This window comes from Rudaea cellulosilytica DSM 22992, from assembly GCF_000378125.1.
In the GTDB taxonomy this organism is placed as follows: domain Bacteria; phylum Pseudomonadota; class Gammaproteobacteria; order Xanthomonadales; family Rhodanobacteraceae; genus Rudaea; species Rudaea cellulosilytica.
Map to the genome: position 1 here is coordinate 2,084,703 of NZ_KB899241.1, position 18,504 is coordinate 2,103,206.

Consider the following 18,504-nt stretch of genomic DNA (forward strand, 5'->3'; position numbering starts at 1 on the left):
TAGTCTTCACGTCGCTACGAGGGTGCTAGCGGTTTCGAGCTGCGTCCTCGCAGTCTACGCCTTGTTCGCCCTGCCCAGGGACTCAACAAAACCAATGGAAGAGGCGATCTATGAATTCCATCTAAAGTTGTTCTTCGACATCGATTCATCCACCAACCACATTCCCAACGAAATTCTTTCGAAGGATTTTACCGGCGATCCCGACGATCAAATCGCATCGCCCTTCGGCAAAGTGGTGTTTCTTGCGGACAACCGCACGCTTGCCTATTTAGGACGAGACGGCGATGAAACGCAGGTTTACACGGTCGATACGGTCAGCAAGAAGGTAAACCAACTCACGCATCACCCGTCACTTGTTCGCTCATTCGTGGTCGATCCTGACGGGAGTCTGCGCGCATTCGCCGCAGTCGCCGTCCCCGAGAAGAATCAAAGAAAGTCGCGACTGGAAGGTGACGGCGTTTTCCTCTGGGACAGCAAGCTTTTTCCCTTGCAGTTCGGCTCCTTCTCGCCCATGCCGTTGCTGTGGCAGACGGAAGGGCATCAGATACGACAATATTTTTTGAACACTGCAGACGGGCCGAAGCTGTTCTTCGACTCGCGGCAGAGCAAGCCGGCAGAGGCGGTTGACCTTAGCGATCGAAAAGTCGCCACATCCGGCGGCACCGAGTCCTGGGAGGACGAAGCGATGCTGCGCGGTTCGTCGACGCTTGCTGAAAATCCCAAGGACAAATCCCTCGTCATGTTTCCGTATGCACTGACGAATCATCCGATGCATCCGGAGCGTTACGCGTACTACAACCAACCACTTAACAAAAATGCATTCATACGTCGTCTCGCGGCTCCGTACGGACTGGTGAACCCCAATACGGGGAAGGTAGAGGTATTGATCGACGCACCGCACCCGGTCTCCGAACGATACGAAGGTGGAGATGCGTTGTGGGGCCCCGACGGCAAATCGGTGCTTATCTACACCTTGTTGCCCGATGCACCGGCCGATCCACCGAAATGGGTGGAAGTCGACATCGCTACGCGCAAGGCGACGCCACTGGGATTGCCTAAGGACTGGCACCCGATCGCGTGGGCCGCAGATGGCAAGTCGCTGATACTCAGCGGCAAGGATGGCAAGTTCGGCAATGTGCCGCGTACTTCGAGTGGGTGGGGGAAATTCGTGGAGACGGGCGCGGCCAAGGGTTTCAACAAAGACTGGCCGGTGGCCACGAATGGGCAGAAGCTGGTTGGTGTGCGCGACGCGAGTTTGAGTCCGCCGGAGCTTGCAACGTACGAATTGAACTCGGGGAAAGTCGAGGACCTCAGCAATTTCAATCCGCAGCTGCACCAACGCAAATACGGTTCCGTGGAACTGTGGCATTGGCCGAGCACGAGCCAGAAGGATGCAGCAGGCTTCCTGATCAAGCCGGTGGGCTACAAGTCCGGTACGCGCTATCCGCTCGTCGTGCTACTCGACGACAACACCATGGGGCGTGTAGGCGAGCCCTACCTGCTCGACGCATCATGGCAGTTGAGCGGTCACGCAATCCAGATGCTCGCCGCCCAGGGGTACGTGGTGCTGTATCCCCGTGAACCGATTCTACGCGATGTTGTAGAAACCGATGCAGAAGGCAAACGCGTGCGCGAGTACCTCGAGAGCGCGGTTGCCGAGCTCGATAAGGAAGGGCTTATCGATCCCAAACGCGTGGGCCTGTCGGGTTGGAGCCGCGCGGGCTACTACACCGACTACATGTTGATCCATTCCTCGATCAACTTTGCTGCGGCGTCCGCGATCGACGGTGGTGGCGTCGAATACAACGACGGCATGCGGGCCTTCAGCGACGACGAGCTGAAGCATATCCACACGCCAAAGTTGCTCGAGGCGCATGGCTTGACCTCGCTTGTCTGGCTGGCCGGTATGGCCGATCGCATGACCTCGCTCGGCAAGCCGAATGACATTCTCTACTTCGCCACTGCGTCACATTCGACCACGCGACCCCTGCACCGCTTGCGCTCTCTCGGCACCCATCTGGATTGGTGGAATTTCTGGCTGAAGGGCCAGGAGGATCCTGATCCCGCCAAGGCTGACCAGTACACGCACTGGCGCAAGCTGCGCGAGACACAAAAAAGTGCCGGCAAGTTGCCTGGTTGAGGTGCTTTTCGGAACGAGGTAGGGGTTGCACGCTCAAGATCGTCGTTATTCGTGGGCTCGGCAACGATCGTCGTTTCTGCAGAGGCGAGTTCCAGCGTCTTGAAAGCAAGAAGACGCTGGATTCCGTCGATGTGGATAACGAGCGGAGCTCCACACGACGGTTGCCAGGGGAGGTAAGACCAATGCGCAAGACAGCACCGGATTGCATTCGCACTCAGACGCGGAGGTTCAGTCTCCTCGCGGAAGAGCGCTGGGTATGAGCGATCTTCGCATTCGCCGGAGGTTCGCGGTATTCCTCGGCATCGTGCTGTGGTCGTCGTTCTGGACGGGGTTCGGGGCGACGCTACAAGGCAGCGAGTCGTCTTCAGAAGAGGAGGAAGCGGCTTCAATCACGGCGCGTTGCAAGGAGCTTCGCCGTGAACAACGAAGAGCAATGACGGCTCGCGCGGGTATGCCGAATCAGGAAAGGGAAACTGTTTCACCCCTGATGGTCATTGCCTGCTGGATTCTCGATGGGTGAGGGCGCGCAGTTGACGTAGATACACACCGAAGAATGGCACTAGCGAGTAAGCCGGCGCCGGCGCCATTAATCGCGATTTGCCGATCTAAGCGGGGGGAGTTTGCGCTCTTTTGCGTCTAGTAAGGGTGCACGCCCTCTGTCGAGTGCCTTCTACTCGACGGAGATATCCGTTTTTCTCCTCTCAAGCACATAGGACTAGCCGCATGCCCGGTTCTGGCACCGTCGTCGCTGGCGAATTGCCTAGCAAGTTCCCACTCTTGCAGCAAGGCAATTCGACGCCGCCGCGGCAATTGATTCAGCTCGCCAAAGTCATCGACTGGCTCGATAACCTTGAGGCAACGGCGCGTGTGCGTGGGAATCGCGCCGCAGTGGTGCGCGCAAAGCGCGACCGATCCTTCGTTCTATTGGGGTTCTGGTGCGGGCTGCGCTCCCAGGAGTTGATCCAACTTCGGGTGGAACATATCAGTATCGCGCCCGGCGCCGGCATGACTTGCTTTCTGGCGTCGCGCGAAGCAAGGGGCTTGGATGAGGCGGTCCATTGGCTGCCTTCGCTGACGCCTTGGTGTCCGATTGCATCGACTCTTGCATGGAAGAACGCGGCGAGGTTGACGCAAGGACCGCTGTACCGTGCGGTGAACTATCGAAACGTTGTTTCGGAAGCGGCTTGGGGTCCGTCAAATGTTTTCCGCTCGTTGCGGCGCATTCTTACCCGCGCTGGATTGCGAGCTCCGAACGATTTCACCGGGCGTTCTCTGCGTAGGGGATTCTCCAGCTGGGCCGAGAGTGACGGCTGGGATGTGAAAGCACTGATGGAATATGTGCGAGTGGGGAACGAGCATTTGACGATGCTTAGCGACGCCGACGACCACTGCGATCGTCGAAATCGTCTCGAATCCATCCCTTCTGCAAGTGCTTCACCATTTCCCAAGCAATTTCGAACGAGGCAACGCGTGCATCAGAGGGCATGTTGAGACGAGTCGATTCGCCTTCCGGAGCTCGCGAATCAACGACTCGTTGCTCGTTGCTTAGGATCAGGGTGTCGGGGGCATTTGGAATTCACAGTGAGGGACTGGGTTGAGAGAGCAAACGAATCTTGCGAGTTGTGATGATCTCGTTCGTGAGTTGGAGAAGCTTGTTGCAAGCTGGCGCAAAAAGCCTTCGCGATCCCGTGAGTACTCTGAGCGCGTGCGTTGCAGTGAATTGATCAAAGCTATCGAGAACCGATTCGGTCGAACCTATTACATCGTCGCAACCAACCATCAGCCGGGTGACTATCAAGTATGCAGCGACCACCCGATGCTTCGTCAGAACGAGTCAGAAACAACGTGAAAGACGGCTGGGAAAAACTAAAAAACGCTGAACGAATCTTTCGTAGCTGCCAAGCGTCCTGGCTTGCGCCGTAGTCCCTATTGCGCGTCACCGAAAACGGGTAATTCGAGTCATCAAGGTGGGGCAAACCCGCCTAGCATCGTCTATTGCATACGTACATGGGTCTTCGTCGACAAAAGTTTGCCGACGACGGTACCTGTTTCCCCTACTTGTACGTAGATGTTTCGACTGGATGACAAGGTGAAACGATGAAGACGGCTCAACATTGGTGCATGGTCGGCATTTTCTCCCTGGCTGCGGCAGTGACGCCGGGCAAGACGTTCGCGCAACCGACATCAACGAAGGGAAACACAGCAACCAAGCGTGCCTATACGGTTGACGACGCCCTGAATCTTGAGCAGATCGGCATGTATTTCGGCGGTCCGTTCTCCTTTGCGCCTGACGGAAACAAGCTTGCCTTCACGCGCGTGCGAACGAAGAGCACGTTGGCGAACCTCAAGTGGGAGTACCTGTGGGGCAACGCCGGCGGCGATGTATGGGTGCAGGCTGGGCAGGGCGGTACCGCATCGAATATCACTAACGGCGTTAGCGATGGATCGGGTTGGTGGTCGCCGCAGTGGTCCCCGGACGGAAACAAGCTAGCGATGTTGTCTACGCGCGGCGGAAACGTTCGGATCTGGCTGTGGGATCAGAGTTCTGGACAACCGCGGTTACTCTCTGCGCGCGGCGTCGACTTCACCGATCCGCACCTACGTCCCTTTCTCTGGCTCGACGGCCAACACCTACTCTATTCCGCACTGCCTGAAGGGGAGCAGCCGTTCAGCATGCGTGTCGAACTCGACACGCCCACGATTGCTTCACGAGAATGGCCCAAGGTCACAAAAGGCAAGGAGGCTACCGCCAGCGTACTCGATAGCGGCATGCCGATCGATCTCGCCAAGCGATCGCACGGCCAGCTTCGCCTGGTCGATCTGGCTGGCGGAGAAGAGCGTGTTCTCGTCGATGCCACGACCAGCGAGTGGAGTATCGCACCGAAGCACGATGTCGTCGCTTTTGCGCGACAGACGAGCGTGTACGCGCCGAAGGCGAACGAACCCCTTCCGTTTGGAAACAGCGAAACCTACGGGCTGGGTCTTGCCACGCTCAACGGCAAAAATATCGAGTTGAAGGGCGATGTCAGCCCTGACATTTTCCGGGACTCGCTACGCTGGTCCCCGGATGGCGATCAATTGGCGTTCCTGGGCTATCCCGGCGGCGATCGACTAAAGCTTCCGGTGCTCTATCGCGTGGATATCGCGCAACGTACCGTAAGCGCACAAGCGCTCGGCGAGCTCGATGCCGCTCCGATCGTCCGCGAGAGCGCACAGCTCGAATGGACAGGTGATGGCGCCTTGCTTGTGCTCGCGGTAAAGCGGGTGGGCGATGCTAAACCTGACGTGCGTGCGCGGCGCGACTGGTGGTTGATTGGCAAGGATGGAAGCCGACGTTCTCTTACCGCACAGATGCCGGCAGCGCCTGGGGGGCTATGGGCCGAGCCGACCCATCGCTCGTTTGTCGGGCTAGCCAAAGGCAAGCTTTGGCGCGTCGATCCGGGTAGCGGCAAGGTCGATGACTTGACCGTGGCGTTCAAACCTGAGATCGCGCAGATCGCTTGGCCTGCGTATACCAACACGGGTGTAGAGGAATGGCCGCAGCGTGATCGCACGTACACGCAATTGATACTCGGTGTGCGCAATGGGGAGGCGATCGCGTCATATCGCATCTCGCTCGTAAACGGGAAGATCGATCCGATCCCGGCGCCCGGTCCGAAAGCAGAATTGAAGATTTTCGAGCCCACCACCGAAACGGCGATCTTCTACCAAAGTGATCGAGATGGACTGTATCTGTGGCGCCGCAGCCTTAAAGTCGGCAAGACAGATGAACTGATTGCCGCCAACACGTACTTGCGGGAGATCGCAAGCGGACAGTTCAAGTCGATCGACTACACCAGCCTCGACGGCAAGCCACTCAAGGCATGGCTGTTGCTACCGCCCGACTATGTGGCCGGCAAGCGCTATCCACTGTTGACCTGGGTCTATGCCGGTTCGGTCGCTGGACCCAAGCCATCGATCATTGCCGACATCGGTTTCGGCGGCAGTTTGAATATGCAGGTACCCGCGGCGCACGGGTACGCAGTGCTGATGCCGAGTATGCCGCTCAACCCCGAAGGCATGGTCGACGATCCGATGTTGCGTCTACCGAATGGCGTGTTGCCGGCCGTCGACAAAGTGGTCGAATTGGGTATTGCCGATCCCAAACGAGTGTTCCTCATGGGGCAAAGTTTCGGCGGCTTCTCGACCTACGGCTTGGTGACGCAGACCGACCGCTTCGCCGCTGCAGTTTCGTTGGCAGGGTTGTCCGATCTGATCAGCTTGTATGCGCAGTTCGATGCGCGCATGCGTTACCTCGATCATCCAGAGGAGCACGGCCTTTTCATGATGGCTCTGGCGGAGGCAGCGCAGACGCGCATGGGCGGTCCGCCGTGGAAGGACCTCGGACGCTACATCCGCAACAGTCCGATCTTCCAAGTCGATCGCGTCAACACGCCGCTGATGATCATTCAGGGTGACGTCGACTACGTGGCGATCCAGCAAGGTGAGGAGTTCTTCAACTCCCTCTACCGGCAGGGCAAGCGCGCGCGTTTCGTGCGCTATTGGGGCGAGGGTCACGTCCTCGAAAGTCCGGCGAACATCCGCGACATGTGGGAACGCATCTTCGGCTGGTTCGACGAATTCCCGCCGAAGGAAACAGTATCGGCAAAATAGTTCCTGCGTCCGCGAACGAGATCTTTGCGCGCGACCGCACTGGAGAATATCTGGGAGCCGGCTTGGATTCCCGGATCCCCGTCGATGGCTTCAAAGCTGTGTCTCGAAGTTGGCAATCCGACGTAGGGGGGAGCCCCTCTTTGTCGTCTCGTATTGGCAATACTCAGTAGTCGAGGGCGATATGAAGATGACAATCACGGTTGGGTTGGCGTGGGTACTGATGTTGGTGTGCTCTGCGGCCGTTTCAGCGAAAGACGAATCTGCGTCGACGGCAAGCGTCGTCGATGCGATCGAGATGACTCGAATTCAACACGAGGCGGGGGCGGACGGTGCCGTAGCTGCGATTTCGCCCGACGGCACACAAGCAGCGTTTGTAACGTGGCGCGGGGACATGGCGCGCAACACCAACGCCTATGAGTTGCGGCTGCTGGATCTGCGAGCGCCATTGCAATCGCGTCCTTCGAAGACGCTTTTGACGCGCCTCTATCCCGGAGATCGTCATGATCAGCAGGCGTCGCCGATCAAGCAATTGCGTTTCGTGCAGCAAGGAAAAGCGTTGGCGTATCTGGGGCTCGATGGGAGCGCGGTGGCACAAGCGTACGTCGTGGAGATCGCGACCGGGAAAGAGCGTCAGCTGACCAAGCATCCAAGCTCCGTTCGAAACTTTGTGCTCGACGCAAAAGGCGGCTTACTCGCCTATTCGGCCGTGGCTTATCCGCAGGATGAAACGTCGCGCCGCGTGGAAGAAGATGGTGTCTTCCTCTGGGATTTCGCGATGTTCCCGGACTATCGCGCGTCGTTCCCGGCCGGCTCGATCCTGGCCCGGCAAGGCGGTTGGAAGGGGATCCGCCAGTACTTTTTGGCAGGCAATTCGCCGAAGCTGATTTTTGATTCGCGCCAGAGCCGACCCGCTGAGCAGAGTGCTCCGAGCGATCCGAAGGCAGCAGTCAGTCCATCGCAATCGCTTATGGACGACATGGTGTTGGGCTTTGCGGCGTTGTCGGCAGACCCGAGTGGCAAACAATTTCTGCTCTATCCGTACCAGATCACCGAACATCCGATGCACCCGGAGCGCTACCAATACTATCGCGCTCCGAACATGAATTCATACGCGCGTCGCGTTGCGCCGCAGGTCGCTTTGGTCGATGCAGCGACCGGCAAGATCTCACCCCTGATCGATGCGCCGAGTCCGCAATTCGAACGCTACGAGAGCGGAGCGCCGCTGTGGTCGGCGGACGGGCGTTCGGTTTTGATGTACACCCTTTTCTCAGATAAGCCAGATGTACCGCCCGCATGGGTCGAAGTTGAACTGGCTTCGCGCCGAGTCGTTTCGCTAGGCTTGGAAAAGGATTGGAAGCCGGTCGGCTGGGCAAGCGATGGAAAAAGTCTGGTCCTTTCGAACAAAGGCGAACGGTTTGCGCTGCTGCATCGAGGCGATGATGGTCGCTGGCTCAAGCCGCAGAACAGCGGCAGCATCAAGGGACTCAATCCGGATTGGTCTGCGGTAACCGACGGCGCCGTTGTGCTTGGGGTCAAGGATGGGTTGCGCCAGGCGCCCGAGCTTGCCGCGTACGATTTGCACGCAGGAAAAGAACAGCTCTTGACGGATCTGAATCCACAACTGCGCCAACGGCGCCTTGGGGAGGTATCCGGGCTTCACTGGCGCGATCCGCCCAGCACGGAGGCCGAAGGGTTCCTGGTGAAACCGGTGGGGTTCCAGGCGGGGAAGCGCTATCCGCTGGTGGTCTTGCTCGACGATGGCACACTGCGCCGCGAAGGTGATCCATATTTTCTTGACGCCGCTTGGCAGCTCAGTGGACATGCCGCACAAATGTTGGCGGCGCAAGGTTTCATGGTGCTTTATCACCGCGAGCCACCGCTGCGAGACGTGATCGAAACACCGGAAGAGCCGCGCCGCATGCAGCGTGACATTGAGGCAGCGGTGGCAAAGCTAGACCAGGAAGGTCTGATCGACAAGGCGCGGATTGGGATCTCTGGTTGGAGCCGGGCGGGCTTCTATACAAGTTATTTGCTGATCCACTCTTCACTGCATTTTGCCGCGGCAACCAACATCGACGGTGGCGCTTCAGAGTACACCGACCGGATGCGTCCTTTTACCGATGACGAGCTGAAGCAAATTTCGGGTCCCGTGATGTTCGAGTCCCACGGTCTATGGAGTCTCGTCTATCACTCGGCGATGGCCGAGCGAATGACTGCGCTCGGTGTGCCGAACGAGATTCTGTATTTCGACGCCGCGTCACACTCGACCACGCGGCCGCAGCATCGCTCGCGCTCTTTGCAGACCAATATCGATTGGTGGCGATTTTGGCTGCAAGATCAGATCGATCCGGAACCAGCGAAAGCCACGCAGTATGCACACTGGCAACAGTTGCGTGAGGCAGAGCAGGCACGCAAGCCAAAATCTTGAGGCCGGCAGACCGTAGCCAGCATCAAGGCGGATGCCGGGATGTGTGCCTTGCCGGGTAAGACCAATAGGTGAGAACCTCTTGGCCCGAGGCCATGAAGCAACCAAGTGGCGAACGCAGCGCATCGGTGGGGAACTTCCCCCGATGCGCTTTGTTTAGCCCTAACCGAAACCTGAGTGCCAGCCTTCGTCCTTCGAATTGTGTGGTCCGATTGGTTTGGCGACGCACGAGAGGGCTCGCCCCCTACCCCAAGAAATGAAAGAAAAATGAAATATTTTTCTTGTGGGGGTTGCGAATGGATGCAAGACTGGAATCCTTGCTACGCCCCAATCGCAAGCCTTCGAGAACATGGCTGAAACGTACTCGTCAGGCGGTGAATTGACCCTTCAGGAACGGGATTTTCCGCGGGACGAGCGCCGCTACCCGCAGCAGGACTTCGATGCCTTCTTCCAAAGGCACCGCCCGTCGCTGATCGCATTCTTGCGCCGTCGCACGCCGACGGAAGCGGACGCGGAGGAGATTGCGCAGGAAAGCTATACGCGCCTACTCGGATCCGACTACAACGCACCACGGCCACCGGAAGTGTGGCGATCGCTCCTCTACCGCATCGCCGGAAATCTTGCGGTAAGTCAGCACCGCATGCGCCAGAGTCAGCACACGCAGAGCGGCTACAACCTCGAGGAAATGGAGTTCAGTGGCGATTCTCCCTCACAGGAACGCATGGTCTCGGCGCAACAGGAATTGGTTCTGGTGCGCATGGCACTCGCCGCGTTGTCGCCCAAGTGTCGGAAGGTCTTCATGCTGAGTCGGGCGCACCACAAGACGTATCCAGAGATCGCGCAGCTTTGCGAGATCTCCGTAAAAATGGTGGAGAAATACATGTCGCAGGCGCTGGGCGCCTTGCGTCGGGCGGTAGGGGACAGGGCATGAACAGCGTCAAAGCAAGCATGGAAAAGGATCAGCGTGCACTTGACGAGGCGGAGGCTTGGTTCGCGCGCCGGCTTGCACACGATGACAGCGATAGCCAGCAATTCGAGAAATGGCTTCGCGAGAATCCCGCGCATGCCAGTGCATGGCAGAAAACGCAGGCCCTGTGGGATCACATGGGGGACTGGGTGCAAGATGAAGCGCTCGCAGACTATGCGCGCGAAGCATTCGAGCCCGAGCACACTACATCGAGCGCGGGTCATCGCGAGAGAGACATCGCCACTCGGCATCGTCGTGCTTCGCTTCGGCGCCATCTCAAGTACGCAGCTGCCGCCGCCGCAATCGTTGCCACTGTCACTATCGGACTTGGAATCGGCAGAACTCGTTCTCAGGTCTATACAACCGACATCCAGGTCGCCGACATTCACCTTTCCGATGGGTCGACAGTCCGGCTCGACGCAGGATCACGCTTGGAAGCGAGCATGAGCTGGTGGCGTCGCAATGTGCATCTGCTTCAGGGACGAGCATTGTTCGATGTGACTCATGATGCTTCCCGACCCTTCATCGTTGACGCCGATGCTGGTCGCATCACCGTGCTTGGCACCAGCTTCGAAGTCGACCGTCGAACCGACGATGTGGTGGTTACCCTTCTTCGTGGCTCCGTATCGATTGATACGCCAGGAGATCCTGTGCCAACCAAACTCCGACCCGGCGAGCAGGCGCGCTGGCAAGCGGACGCCAAACATTGGAGTCAACGAGGCGTGGATGTAGCAGTGGCGACACGCTGGACAACGGGCTTCCACGTGTTCGACGCGATGCCACTCTCGCAGGCGGTGGCAGAGATAAATCGTTATTCGGCACGCAAGATACGGTTGGCGGATTCTTCTCTCAGTGCTCTAGAGCTCAATGGCAATTTCCATCTTGGCGATGCCGGCGGTATTGCCAACGCACTTCCCTACGTGTTGCCGGTGAAGGTGCGTGATGAGGGTGCAGAAATCATTGTGTCGCATCGGTAGGGTGGCAAGACATCCCCGCGTCTAAGGTCAGGCCAACGCCATCGCAGCAATCGCGCGCGATGCCACGCCAACCATGGGGAAAAACATGTTTGCAAATGTTCATCGTCGACGGAGCAACGGAGTGTTACGCCGTTTGTGCCTGAGTTCGATCATTGTCTGTTCGCTCGTAAGCGCAACTTGGGCGCAAGGTACTGAGCAAGCGTTTGACTACTCGTTGCCAGCTGCGAGCCTAACGCAGTCCGTGACTGCGATCAGTCAACATAGCGGTATCCAAGTGATCTACGAATCCGCGCCGTCGAAGGAACTGAAGGCGGCGCCGATCAACGGTCACTTCACCGCAAAGCAAGCTTTGGACAAGGTGCTGGTCGGTAGTGGACTGACCTACGAATTTATCAATAGCGGCACGGTGGTCATCCGCAAATCTCCCGGCAATACCGCTGACGGTAAACAGTCGCCTGCTTCAGCCAGGAACAAACAGAGCTCGAACGGCAAGGCGGACGGTGGTGAGGAGCCCACGGTCCTGAACTCAGTGTCGGTCACAGGTACGCGCATCCGCGGAGGAGACACTGCTTCGCAGACCATCGTGATCGACGATCAGCGAATGAAGGAAGAAGGTCTCAACGATCTCGGCGAGGTGATTCGCAGCATCTCGCAGAACTATCGGGGAGGTCAGAATCCAGGCGTTACCGCAGGAGCTTCGGCGGGCGGCATCGCCAATCAGAATATGACCGGCGGTTCTGCCCTGAATCTTCGTGGCCTGGGTCCGGATGCGACGCTAACATTGCTCAATGGGCGTCGCTTGAGTTACGACGGTTTTGTTCAGGCGGTAGATATCAGCCAGATCCCACTGGAGGCTGTCGAACGCATCGAAGTCGTGCCGGATGGAGCTTCTGCGATTTACGGTTCGGATGCGGTGGCGGGTGTGGCCAACGTCGTCCTGAAACGCGATTTCGATGGCGTGACGTTGTCGTCGCGGTACGGTTCGGCAGCGGACGGGGGATTGACCGCGCACGAGTACAGCGCGACTGCGGGCACCACCTGGCCGACCGGTGGGGTGATCGCGACGTTCAAGACGACGGATCAGGACCCCATCTACGCCACCCAACGCGCGTATACGCGAGCTATGGACGATCCGACGACGATCTACTCCGGAACGCAGATGCGCAGTGGCCTGTTGAGTGCGCACCAGTCGATCGGAGATTCCATCGAATTGCGACTGGATGCACTGCGTACAACTCGCGACTTGCTGGACTCGATTGCCTATCCGGGCTACTACTACTTGGACGAACCGCGAACGATCGTTTCGTTGATCGCGCCGAGCATCGTGTTCTCTTTGCCCAATGACTGGTCGTTGACTACCAGTTTTACCAGCGGCAAGGATCGCAACGTCTACAAAGACTATATGGTGACTGGCGGCGTGCCTGCTCTGCAGGCGCGCGGCTGCTACTGCAATAAGTCGCGGACCGCCGAAGCCAGCGCAGAAGGCCCGCTGTTTCATCTCGGTCAGAACGAGGTGAGATTGGCTGTTGGCGCCGGAACGCGCACGGATGACTTTCTCATCCATTCGTATACGTCCGGTCATCAGTATGGCGGCGAAGAAAGCAGTCGCTATGTCTATGGTGAGTTGGCTGTGCCGATCGTTTCGCCGGAACAGGGCCGTCCTGGTTTGCAGCGGCTTGAGTTGAGTCTTGCCGCGCGGACGGAAGACTACGACAGCTTCGGACGAGTCACCACGCCGAAAGTAGGCCTCGTCTATGACCCCTCCGGCGACTACACCTTGAAGGCTTCGTGGGGACGCTCATTCAAGGCGCCAACACTGCTGCAACAATACTCGGATCGGATTGCGTATCTGTGGAACGCGCAGCAACTGGGCGGCACGGCGTATCCGGCGGGCTCCACCGTACTGATGTCTTACGGCGGAAACCCAAATCTCAAACCGGAGCGGGCACGTACGTCGAGCGTGACGCTCGCCTTCCATCCCGAGGCGATTCGAGGGTTGGATGCGGAGCTGAGCTACTTCGACATCGACTACACCGATCGCGTGGCGCAGCCGTTTATCTATCTCGCCAATACCCTGCGCGATCCCAGTTATGCGCCATTCGTGACCTATTCACCAACTTCTCAGCAACAGCAAGACTTGCTCTCGCAATTCAGCGATACCTTCTACAACTACGCTAGTGCTCCCTACGATCCAAGCAAGGTTGTCGCCATAGCTCGCGACGAATATGTGAACGTCGGTCAGCAGCAGGTGTCCGGAGTTGACTTCACAGGATCGTACCGATTCGATCTGGGCGTCGGACAGATGCAACTCCGTGGCTCCGCCAGCTGGTTGGAAAGCTCGCAGAAGAATGGCCCGGGTCAGAAAGAGTTCGATCTTGCCGGTACGATCTATCACCCGGCGAAATGGAACAGCCGCTTCGGTGCCGTTTGGCGAAATGGCGGCTTCAGCGCGTCGGCGTTCGTCAACTTTACTCAGGGAGTCATCAGCACGCTGACTTCAGCGACAGAACGGACGGCCTCGTTCACGACGTTCGACACGACTTTGCGCTATGAAACTGCGCCTGGTCACGATGCCCTCTCTGGTGTCATGGTCGCGCTTTCGGCCCAAAACTTGTTCAACAAGGCGCCGCCGCTCTACACGCCGCCCTATTCGTCTTATGTCCCCTTTGACTCGACAAACTATTCCGCGATTGGTCGCTACGTGAGTTTGTCCGTCGCCAAGCATTGGCAGTAACCGTGGTGCGGTGACGAGTTCCTGTCCGCTGCGTAGCTCGTCCGACTGCACCCGCGAAGTTCGTTCGATAAAGCACTGGTCACGCCTTCGATCGAAGCCTGCTTCGAATTGTGTCGTCGCGCCAGTCCAATCAGGAGAATTCTCATGTCGAAAGTCGAAAATAGAGGTTGGAGTCGGCCGGCTATCTTGGCCTTCTGCCTCGGTGCTTTGCTGAACGGAGCGGATGCGATCGCTGCCTCAGGGAAGACGGAATCCACTCGTGCATATCCGTACGAGCTGGCGTTTCAGATGCGCGAGCTTCGTCGAAGCGATCTGTACACAGCATCGCCCGATGGAACTCGTGTCGCCGCAGTGGTGTTGATGCGGCCTGACGAACGCGAACAGTCCGTACGTTTCCTGGAGAACGGTTCGCCGATCGACGCACAAGGCGCGCACATACTGGTGTCCTCTGCGGGCGAGCGGCCAACGCCGGATCACGCGCCCATCTGTGGAGGCAAGGGCAATCAGTGGAGCCCTGTGTGGTCGCCCGATGGACGCCGTCTGGCATTTTACTCCGACATCGATGGCTCTCCTCGCGTATGGGTAATGGAGACCAACGGTGGCGCGTGCCGACGGGTGAGCGATGCCGTGGTTCGGACGAGTCTGTTTGCAGGCTATCAGGCTCATTGGTCCCCGGATGGGCATACGTTGTTCGTGCCGTTGCGCCCTGAGCAGGCGGGGGCGGTGCGTGACAGCGAGCGCTTGAGTACGGCTGAAAGCGACGCCCAGCACGACGCGAAGAAGCCTCCGGCGGTGTTCTATAGCGGAAGCGAGCAGCCCAAGGAGAGCAAGACAAACGGTGCAAAATCCGGCGACGATCTCGCGTTCTTCCTTGCCCACTACAACTCGACGCTCGCTTCCATCGATGTGGAAAGCGGTGCTACAAAAGTCGTCGTGGATGCGCGCGAGGAACCGCGTCCCGCCACACTAGAAGTATCGCCGTCAGGCCATTGGCTGACACATACATCCGTGTCCCGACGCAAGGAAGAAATATCGACGGTCTATGTGAAGGACCTTTCGTTCATTCCAGCCGTCGGAGGCAAGAGCCGACTTCTAGTCGGTGGCATGGTGTCGTCCGAAAGTCCTATCAACTACACCGAACTCGATTACCGTTGGCATCCCACGCAAGACCGCCTCGTCTATCTCAATGACGGTGCCGCATGGTCGGTGGACTTCACGGATGCTGGACCATCGACGCCGCGGCGGCTCGCGCCGGAATTGGGTAAAGTCGGTGGCGTGATTCTGTATTTTTCTCGCGACGGCAAAAGTCTGCTTGTCGGTTTGGACGCGAAGCAAGAAGGGCGCAACACGGTGCCAAAGAGCTTGGCGGTGATTCCGCTCGACGGTGGCAAAGCGTCGACCTACGCGCTGCCGGACACGATGCGGTGGCAGTTCCTCGATGTGGTTCGTGCCAACGACGATGTTCTTTGGCAGCCGCGTGCGAACGAAATCTCTTTCCTCGAACGTGATCGCACGACGGCCGAAGAGACCGTGTTCAGCCTCGATCTGGTGAGCGGCAAGACGCGTGCGATGAATACCGGACTGCATCAACTGAATCATTTCGCCTCGGGCGGCGACCACAAGCAGTTATTTGCGATCTTCGAGGACATCGCGACACCACCAGACGTTTATCGCTATTCCGCAGACCTGAGCAGCAAATCCCGCGTCACAATGGTGGAGCCGAGGGTCGAGGGCTTGCTGACGAGCGTGCCCAAAGTGCTTCAGGCGCGAGTTCCCATGTATGACGGTAGTCTCAAGACGGTGCGCACGACATTGCTTCTCCCACCCGGTGCGAAGCAGGGTGACAAGGTGCCCGCGATCGTCATGATCTATTCGGGTTCCGATCTTTCCACGCGGGCAACCTACTATGGCGGTGGCATGGGCAACACCGTGCCCAGCCAGATTTTCACCAGTCGTGGCTACGCCGTGCTGATGGCCGATGTGGAGCTGGCGCCCGAAGGCGAGCCCAGCTATCCGTTGCAGCACATGGTCGACATCTTGCTGCCGCAGGTGTACGCGGCAGCAAATGAGGGCTATATCGACATCAATCGTTTGGCCGTGAGCGGCCAATCCTATGGTGGCTATAGCACCGCGTCGATTGCCAGTGTGACCAACGTGTTCCGCGCAGCGATTCCGGTAAACGGTACGTATGACCTGGCGTCGTTCTACGGTGGTCTCGACAAGCAAGGCAACAGTCATTGGATTCGTTGGGCGGAGCAGGGCCAAGGCCGCATGGGACAGAGTCCCTGGGCTAATCTTCAGCGCTACATCGACAATTCGCCGTTCTACCGGATTGACCGCATCCATACTCCGTTGCTGATTGTGTCTGGTGGGGCTGACGAAACATGCCCGACCGATGGCGCTCGATTTTTCTTCGTTGGCCTACGACGGCTGGAGCGCCCAGCAGAACTGTTGATTTATCCAGGCGAAGGACATGTAATCAGCGAATGGTCGGTGGGACATGCGGCAGATGTGAGCCGGCGGATGGTGGAATTTCTTGGCAAACATTTGGATAAATCTGAGTAAGGTGCAACCCTTCATTCAGGCGGTCGCCTTCGGCGGCCGCTGATGAAGGCTAGCCAGAACAGTACCATCGTAGCGATGTGGCAATTTCTACATGTCCGTCCAAATCGTCGAAGACGGCTACGAATAGGCCGCACTCTGAGCGGGCGTGAAGGTTGCGGAGCATCTGCGAAGTTCAGGTCGATTCACCCAAAGCGACCAACGAGGCGCGGTGCCGAGGTGCCCCGCTGAACCCTGGGAACGCCAAAGACGAAGAACTGAGCGATATCCCCCACGAATTTTCGAAAGAAATTAATTAAATTTTCGAGTCGCACAATTCGAACCTACTTCGCGCTAATGTGCGGGCGATGAACGAAGCCCTCGACGTGTGGTTTGCGAGCGAAATCCTCGTGCACGAGGCGTCGCTCGTTCGCTATTTAGCGCGCGTGTGGCCGCACCGCGACGAAATCCACGACCTGCGCCAGGAGGTCTACGTCAAAGTCTATGAGGCCTCGACGAAGGCGCGGCCGAAGTCGCCAAAGTCGTTCCTGTTCGCTTCCGCGCGACACCTGATCACGGATCGGCTACGGCGCAGCCGCGTCGTCTCGATCGAAGCCGCGGGGGATTTGGAGGCATTCAACGTCTTGATAGACGAGATCTCTCCTGAAAAGGAAACAGGTGCTAGGCAGGAACTGAAACGCTTGGCGGAGGCGTTCGACCGTTTGCCGAATAGATGCCGTGAAGTGGTTTGGCTACGCCGCGTGCAAGATTTTTCGCAAAAGGAAGTGGCGGCGCATATGGGTATCAGCGAAAAGACGGTTGAAAAGCAGCTCGCCAAAGGCGCGCGGTTGATCGCCGACTACGTGTACGGTCGCACGTCATCGAGAATACATCCAAGAGAAACTGGTACAGAAGAAAGAAGTGAGGAGAACGTGCATGGATAGCAGCACCAAGATCGAACGCACCGCGGCTGGATGGTTAGCTCGGCGCGATGCGAACACATGGTCCGACGAGGATCAGGCGGAACTGAATGTGTGGCTGGAAACGGCGATTGCGCATCGCGTGGCCTACATTCGCCTGCAATCCGCATGGCAGCAAGCGGGTCGACTCAAGGCGTTGGGCGCTGGCGTCCCACGTGGCCAGATTCCGTCAAAGGGGCAATGGACGCTGTCGCCTTTTTTTAGTCACGGCGAGGCCGTGGAAGAATCATCGCCGCCGACCGTATCCGGTCAGGCAGAAAGTCTTTCCAACGGAGTCGTGTCGGGCTGGCACCGGCATGGCGCCAAGCAGCTCCGTCGACCGAGGTCAAAACGCCGCGGTTGGCTAAAGATGGGGTTGCTGGCGGTATGTTTGCTATTGGCGGTTCCATTGGGGCTCGGATTGCGTCGGTATACCGCCGTACAAAGCACCGCTTATTCGACTCCGATGGGCGGAACGCAAACAGTATCGCTCGACGACGGCTCCCAAGCGGTATTGAGCAGCGACAGCAGTGTCGCAGCCGCGATGTCGAGGAGCGAACGGCATATCGACTTGCAGCAGGGCGAGGCGTTCTTTGAAGTAGCGAAAGATGCTCAGCGCCCCTTCGTCGTCGCCGTCGGCGATCGGCGCGTCATCGCGGTCGGTACGCGCTTTTCCGTACGCCGGAACGCTGACGGTCTGCGTGTGGTCGTCACTGAAGGCATTGTGCGGCTCGAGACTGGCGCAGATATGCCTGCGCAGCAGAGAGTCATGCGCTTGCCAGCCGGAAGCGTCGCTTTGGTCGGAAAAAACGGCGTTTCCATCCAATCGGTTCCGGTCGACAAGGCCGAGGAATATTTGAGTTGGCGCAGTGGCTTCGTCGTGTTCCGCGATACTTCGCTGGCCGACGCGGTGGCAGAATTCAATCGCTACAGCGCGCAAAAGCTGGTTGTCAACGATGCGCAAACTGCAGCAATTCGCGTGGGCGGCCATTTCCGTTTGTCGAACACAGAAGCTTTCGTGCGATTGCTGGAACAAGGGTTCTCGATTCGCCCTGAACGCCTGGGCGACAGGATCGTGCTGCACAGCGAATGATCGGTGGGTCAAGTC

At 58.3% G+C, this 18,504-nt stretch carries 11 protein-coding genes; all 11 read left to right on the forward strand.

Annotation, left to right across the window (positions count from 1 at the left end; genetic code table 11):
• Positions 1-61 precede the first annotated feature (61 nt).
• The 11 genes from F455_RS0109165 to F455_RS20345 all read left to right on the forward strand — a co-directional run bounded on the left by F455_RS0109165 (position 62) and on the right by F455_RS20345 (position 18,489).
• A complete protein-coding gene (locus tag F455_RS0109165; RefSeq protein WP_157578563.1) occupies positions 62-2,140 on the forward strand; it encodes a hypothetical protein in 2,079 nt (692 codons plus the stop codon).
• Positions 2,141-2,396: 256 nt separating this feature from the next.
• Positions 2,397-2,660, forward strand: a complete 264-nt coding sequence (locus tag F455_RS22920; RefSeq protein WP_157578565.1) for a hypothetical protein — start codon at positions 2,397-2,399, stop codon at positions 2,658-2,660.
• 203 nt (positions 2,661-2,863) lie between these two features.
• The gene (locus F455_RS22440; protein WP_083918850.1) at positions 2,864-3,631 is read left to right on the forward strand and encodes a site-specific integrase; all 768 of its coding nucleotides are present in this window, start codon (positions 2,864-2,866) and stop codon (positions 3,629-3,631) included.
• A gap of 606 nt (positions 3,632-4,237) precedes the next feature.
• A complete protein-coding gene (locus tag F455_RS0109170) occupies positions 4,238-6,793 on the forward strand; it encodes a S9 family peptidase (protein ID WP_083918851.1) in 2,556 nt (851 codons plus the stop codon).
• 181 nt (positions 6,794-6,974) lie between these two features.
• The gene (locus F455_RS0109175) at positions 6,975-9,221 is read left to right on the forward strand and encodes a hypothetical protein (RefSeq protein WP_157578567.1); all 2,247 of its coding nucleotides are present in this window, start codon (positions 6,975-6,977) and stop codon (positions 9,219-9,221) included.
• A 346-nt stretch (positions 9,222-9,567) separates the two neighbouring features.
• Entirely contained in the window at positions 9,568-10,149 is a 582-nt protein-coding gene (locus tag F455_RS0109180) for an RNA polymerase sigma factor (RefSeq protein WP_018972992.1), read from the forward strand.
• On the forward strand, positions 10,146-11,162 hold the full coding sequence (locus tag F455_RS0109185) for a FecR family protein (protein ID WP_018972993.1): 1,017 nt from the start codon (positions 10,146-10,148) through the stop codon (positions 11,160-11,162). Before F455_RS0109180 ends, F455_RS0109185 begins: the two co-directional genes overlap by 4 nt.
• 274 nt (positions 11,163-11,436) lie before the next feature.
• A complete protein-coding gene (locus F455_RS0109190) occupies positions 11,437-13,896 on the forward strand; it encodes a TonB-dependent receptor (RefSeq protein ID WP_018972994.1) in 2,460 nt (819 codons plus the stop codon).
• 144 nt (positions 13,897-14,040) lie between these two features.
• The gene (locus F455_RS0109195) at positions 14,041-16,461 is read left to right on the forward strand and encodes a S9 family peptidase (RefSeq protein ID WP_083918853.1); all 2,421 of its coding nucleotides are present in this window, start codon (positions 14,041-14,043) and stop codon (positions 16,459-16,461) included.
• A gap of 344 nt (positions 16,462-16,805) precedes the next feature.
• Positions 16,806-17,381 (forward strand): RNA polymerase sigma factor, encoded by a 576-nt coding sequence (locus F455_RS20340; RefSeq protein ID WP_018972996.1) that lies wholly within the window; start codon positions 16,806-16,808, stop codon positions 17,379-17,381.
• Entirely contained in the window at positions 17,374-18,489 is a 1,116-nt protein-coding gene (locus F455_RS20345; protein ID WP_033408972.1) for a FecR family protein, read from the forward strand. Before F455_RS20340 ends, F455_RS20345 begins: the two co-directional genes overlap by 8 nt.
• Positions 18,490-18,504 lie beyond the last annotated feature (15 nt).

What these genes read in the sequence shown, in the direction of transcription:
- F455_RS22440 (WP_083918850.1), top strand. Translation starts at nt 2,864, where the DNA reads ATGCCCGGTTCTGGCACCGTCGTCGCTGGCGAATTGCCTAGCAAGTTC.
- F455_RS22920 (WP_157578565.1), top strand. Translation starts at nt 2,397, where the DNA reads ATGAGCGATCTTCGCATTCGCCGGAGGTTCGCGGTATTCCTCGGCATC.
- F455_RS0109170 (WP_083918851.1), top strand. Translation starts at nt 4,238, where the DNA reads ATGAAGACGGCTCAACATTGGTGCATGGTCGGCATTTTCTCCCTGGCT.
- F455_RS0109185 (WP_018972993.1), top strand. Translation starts at nt 10,146, where the DNA reads ATGAACAGCGTCAAAGCAAGCATGGAAAAGGATCAGCGTGCACTTGAC.
- F455_RS0109195 (WP_083918853.1), top strand. Translation starts at nt 14,041, where the DNA reads ATGTCGAAAGTCGAAAATAGAGGTTGGAGTCGGCCGGCTATCTTGGCC.
- F455_RS20345 (WP_033408972.1), top strand. Translation starts at nt 17,374, where the DNA reads ATGGATAGCAGCACCAAGATCGAACGCACCGCGGCTGGATGGTTAGCT.
- F455_RS20340 (WP_018972996.1), top strand. Translation starts at nt 16,806, where the DNA reads ATGAACGAAGCCCTCGACGTGTGGTTTGCGAGCGAAATCCTCGTGCAC.
- F455_RS0109180 (WP_018972992.1), top strand. Translation starts at nt 9,568, where the DNA reads ATGGCTGAAACGTACTCGTCAGGCGGTGAATTGACCCTTCAGGAACGG.
- F455_RS0109175 (WP_157578567.1), top strand. Translation starts at nt 6,975, where the DNA reads ATGAAGATGACAATCACGGTTGGGTTGGCGTGGGTACTGATGTTGGTG.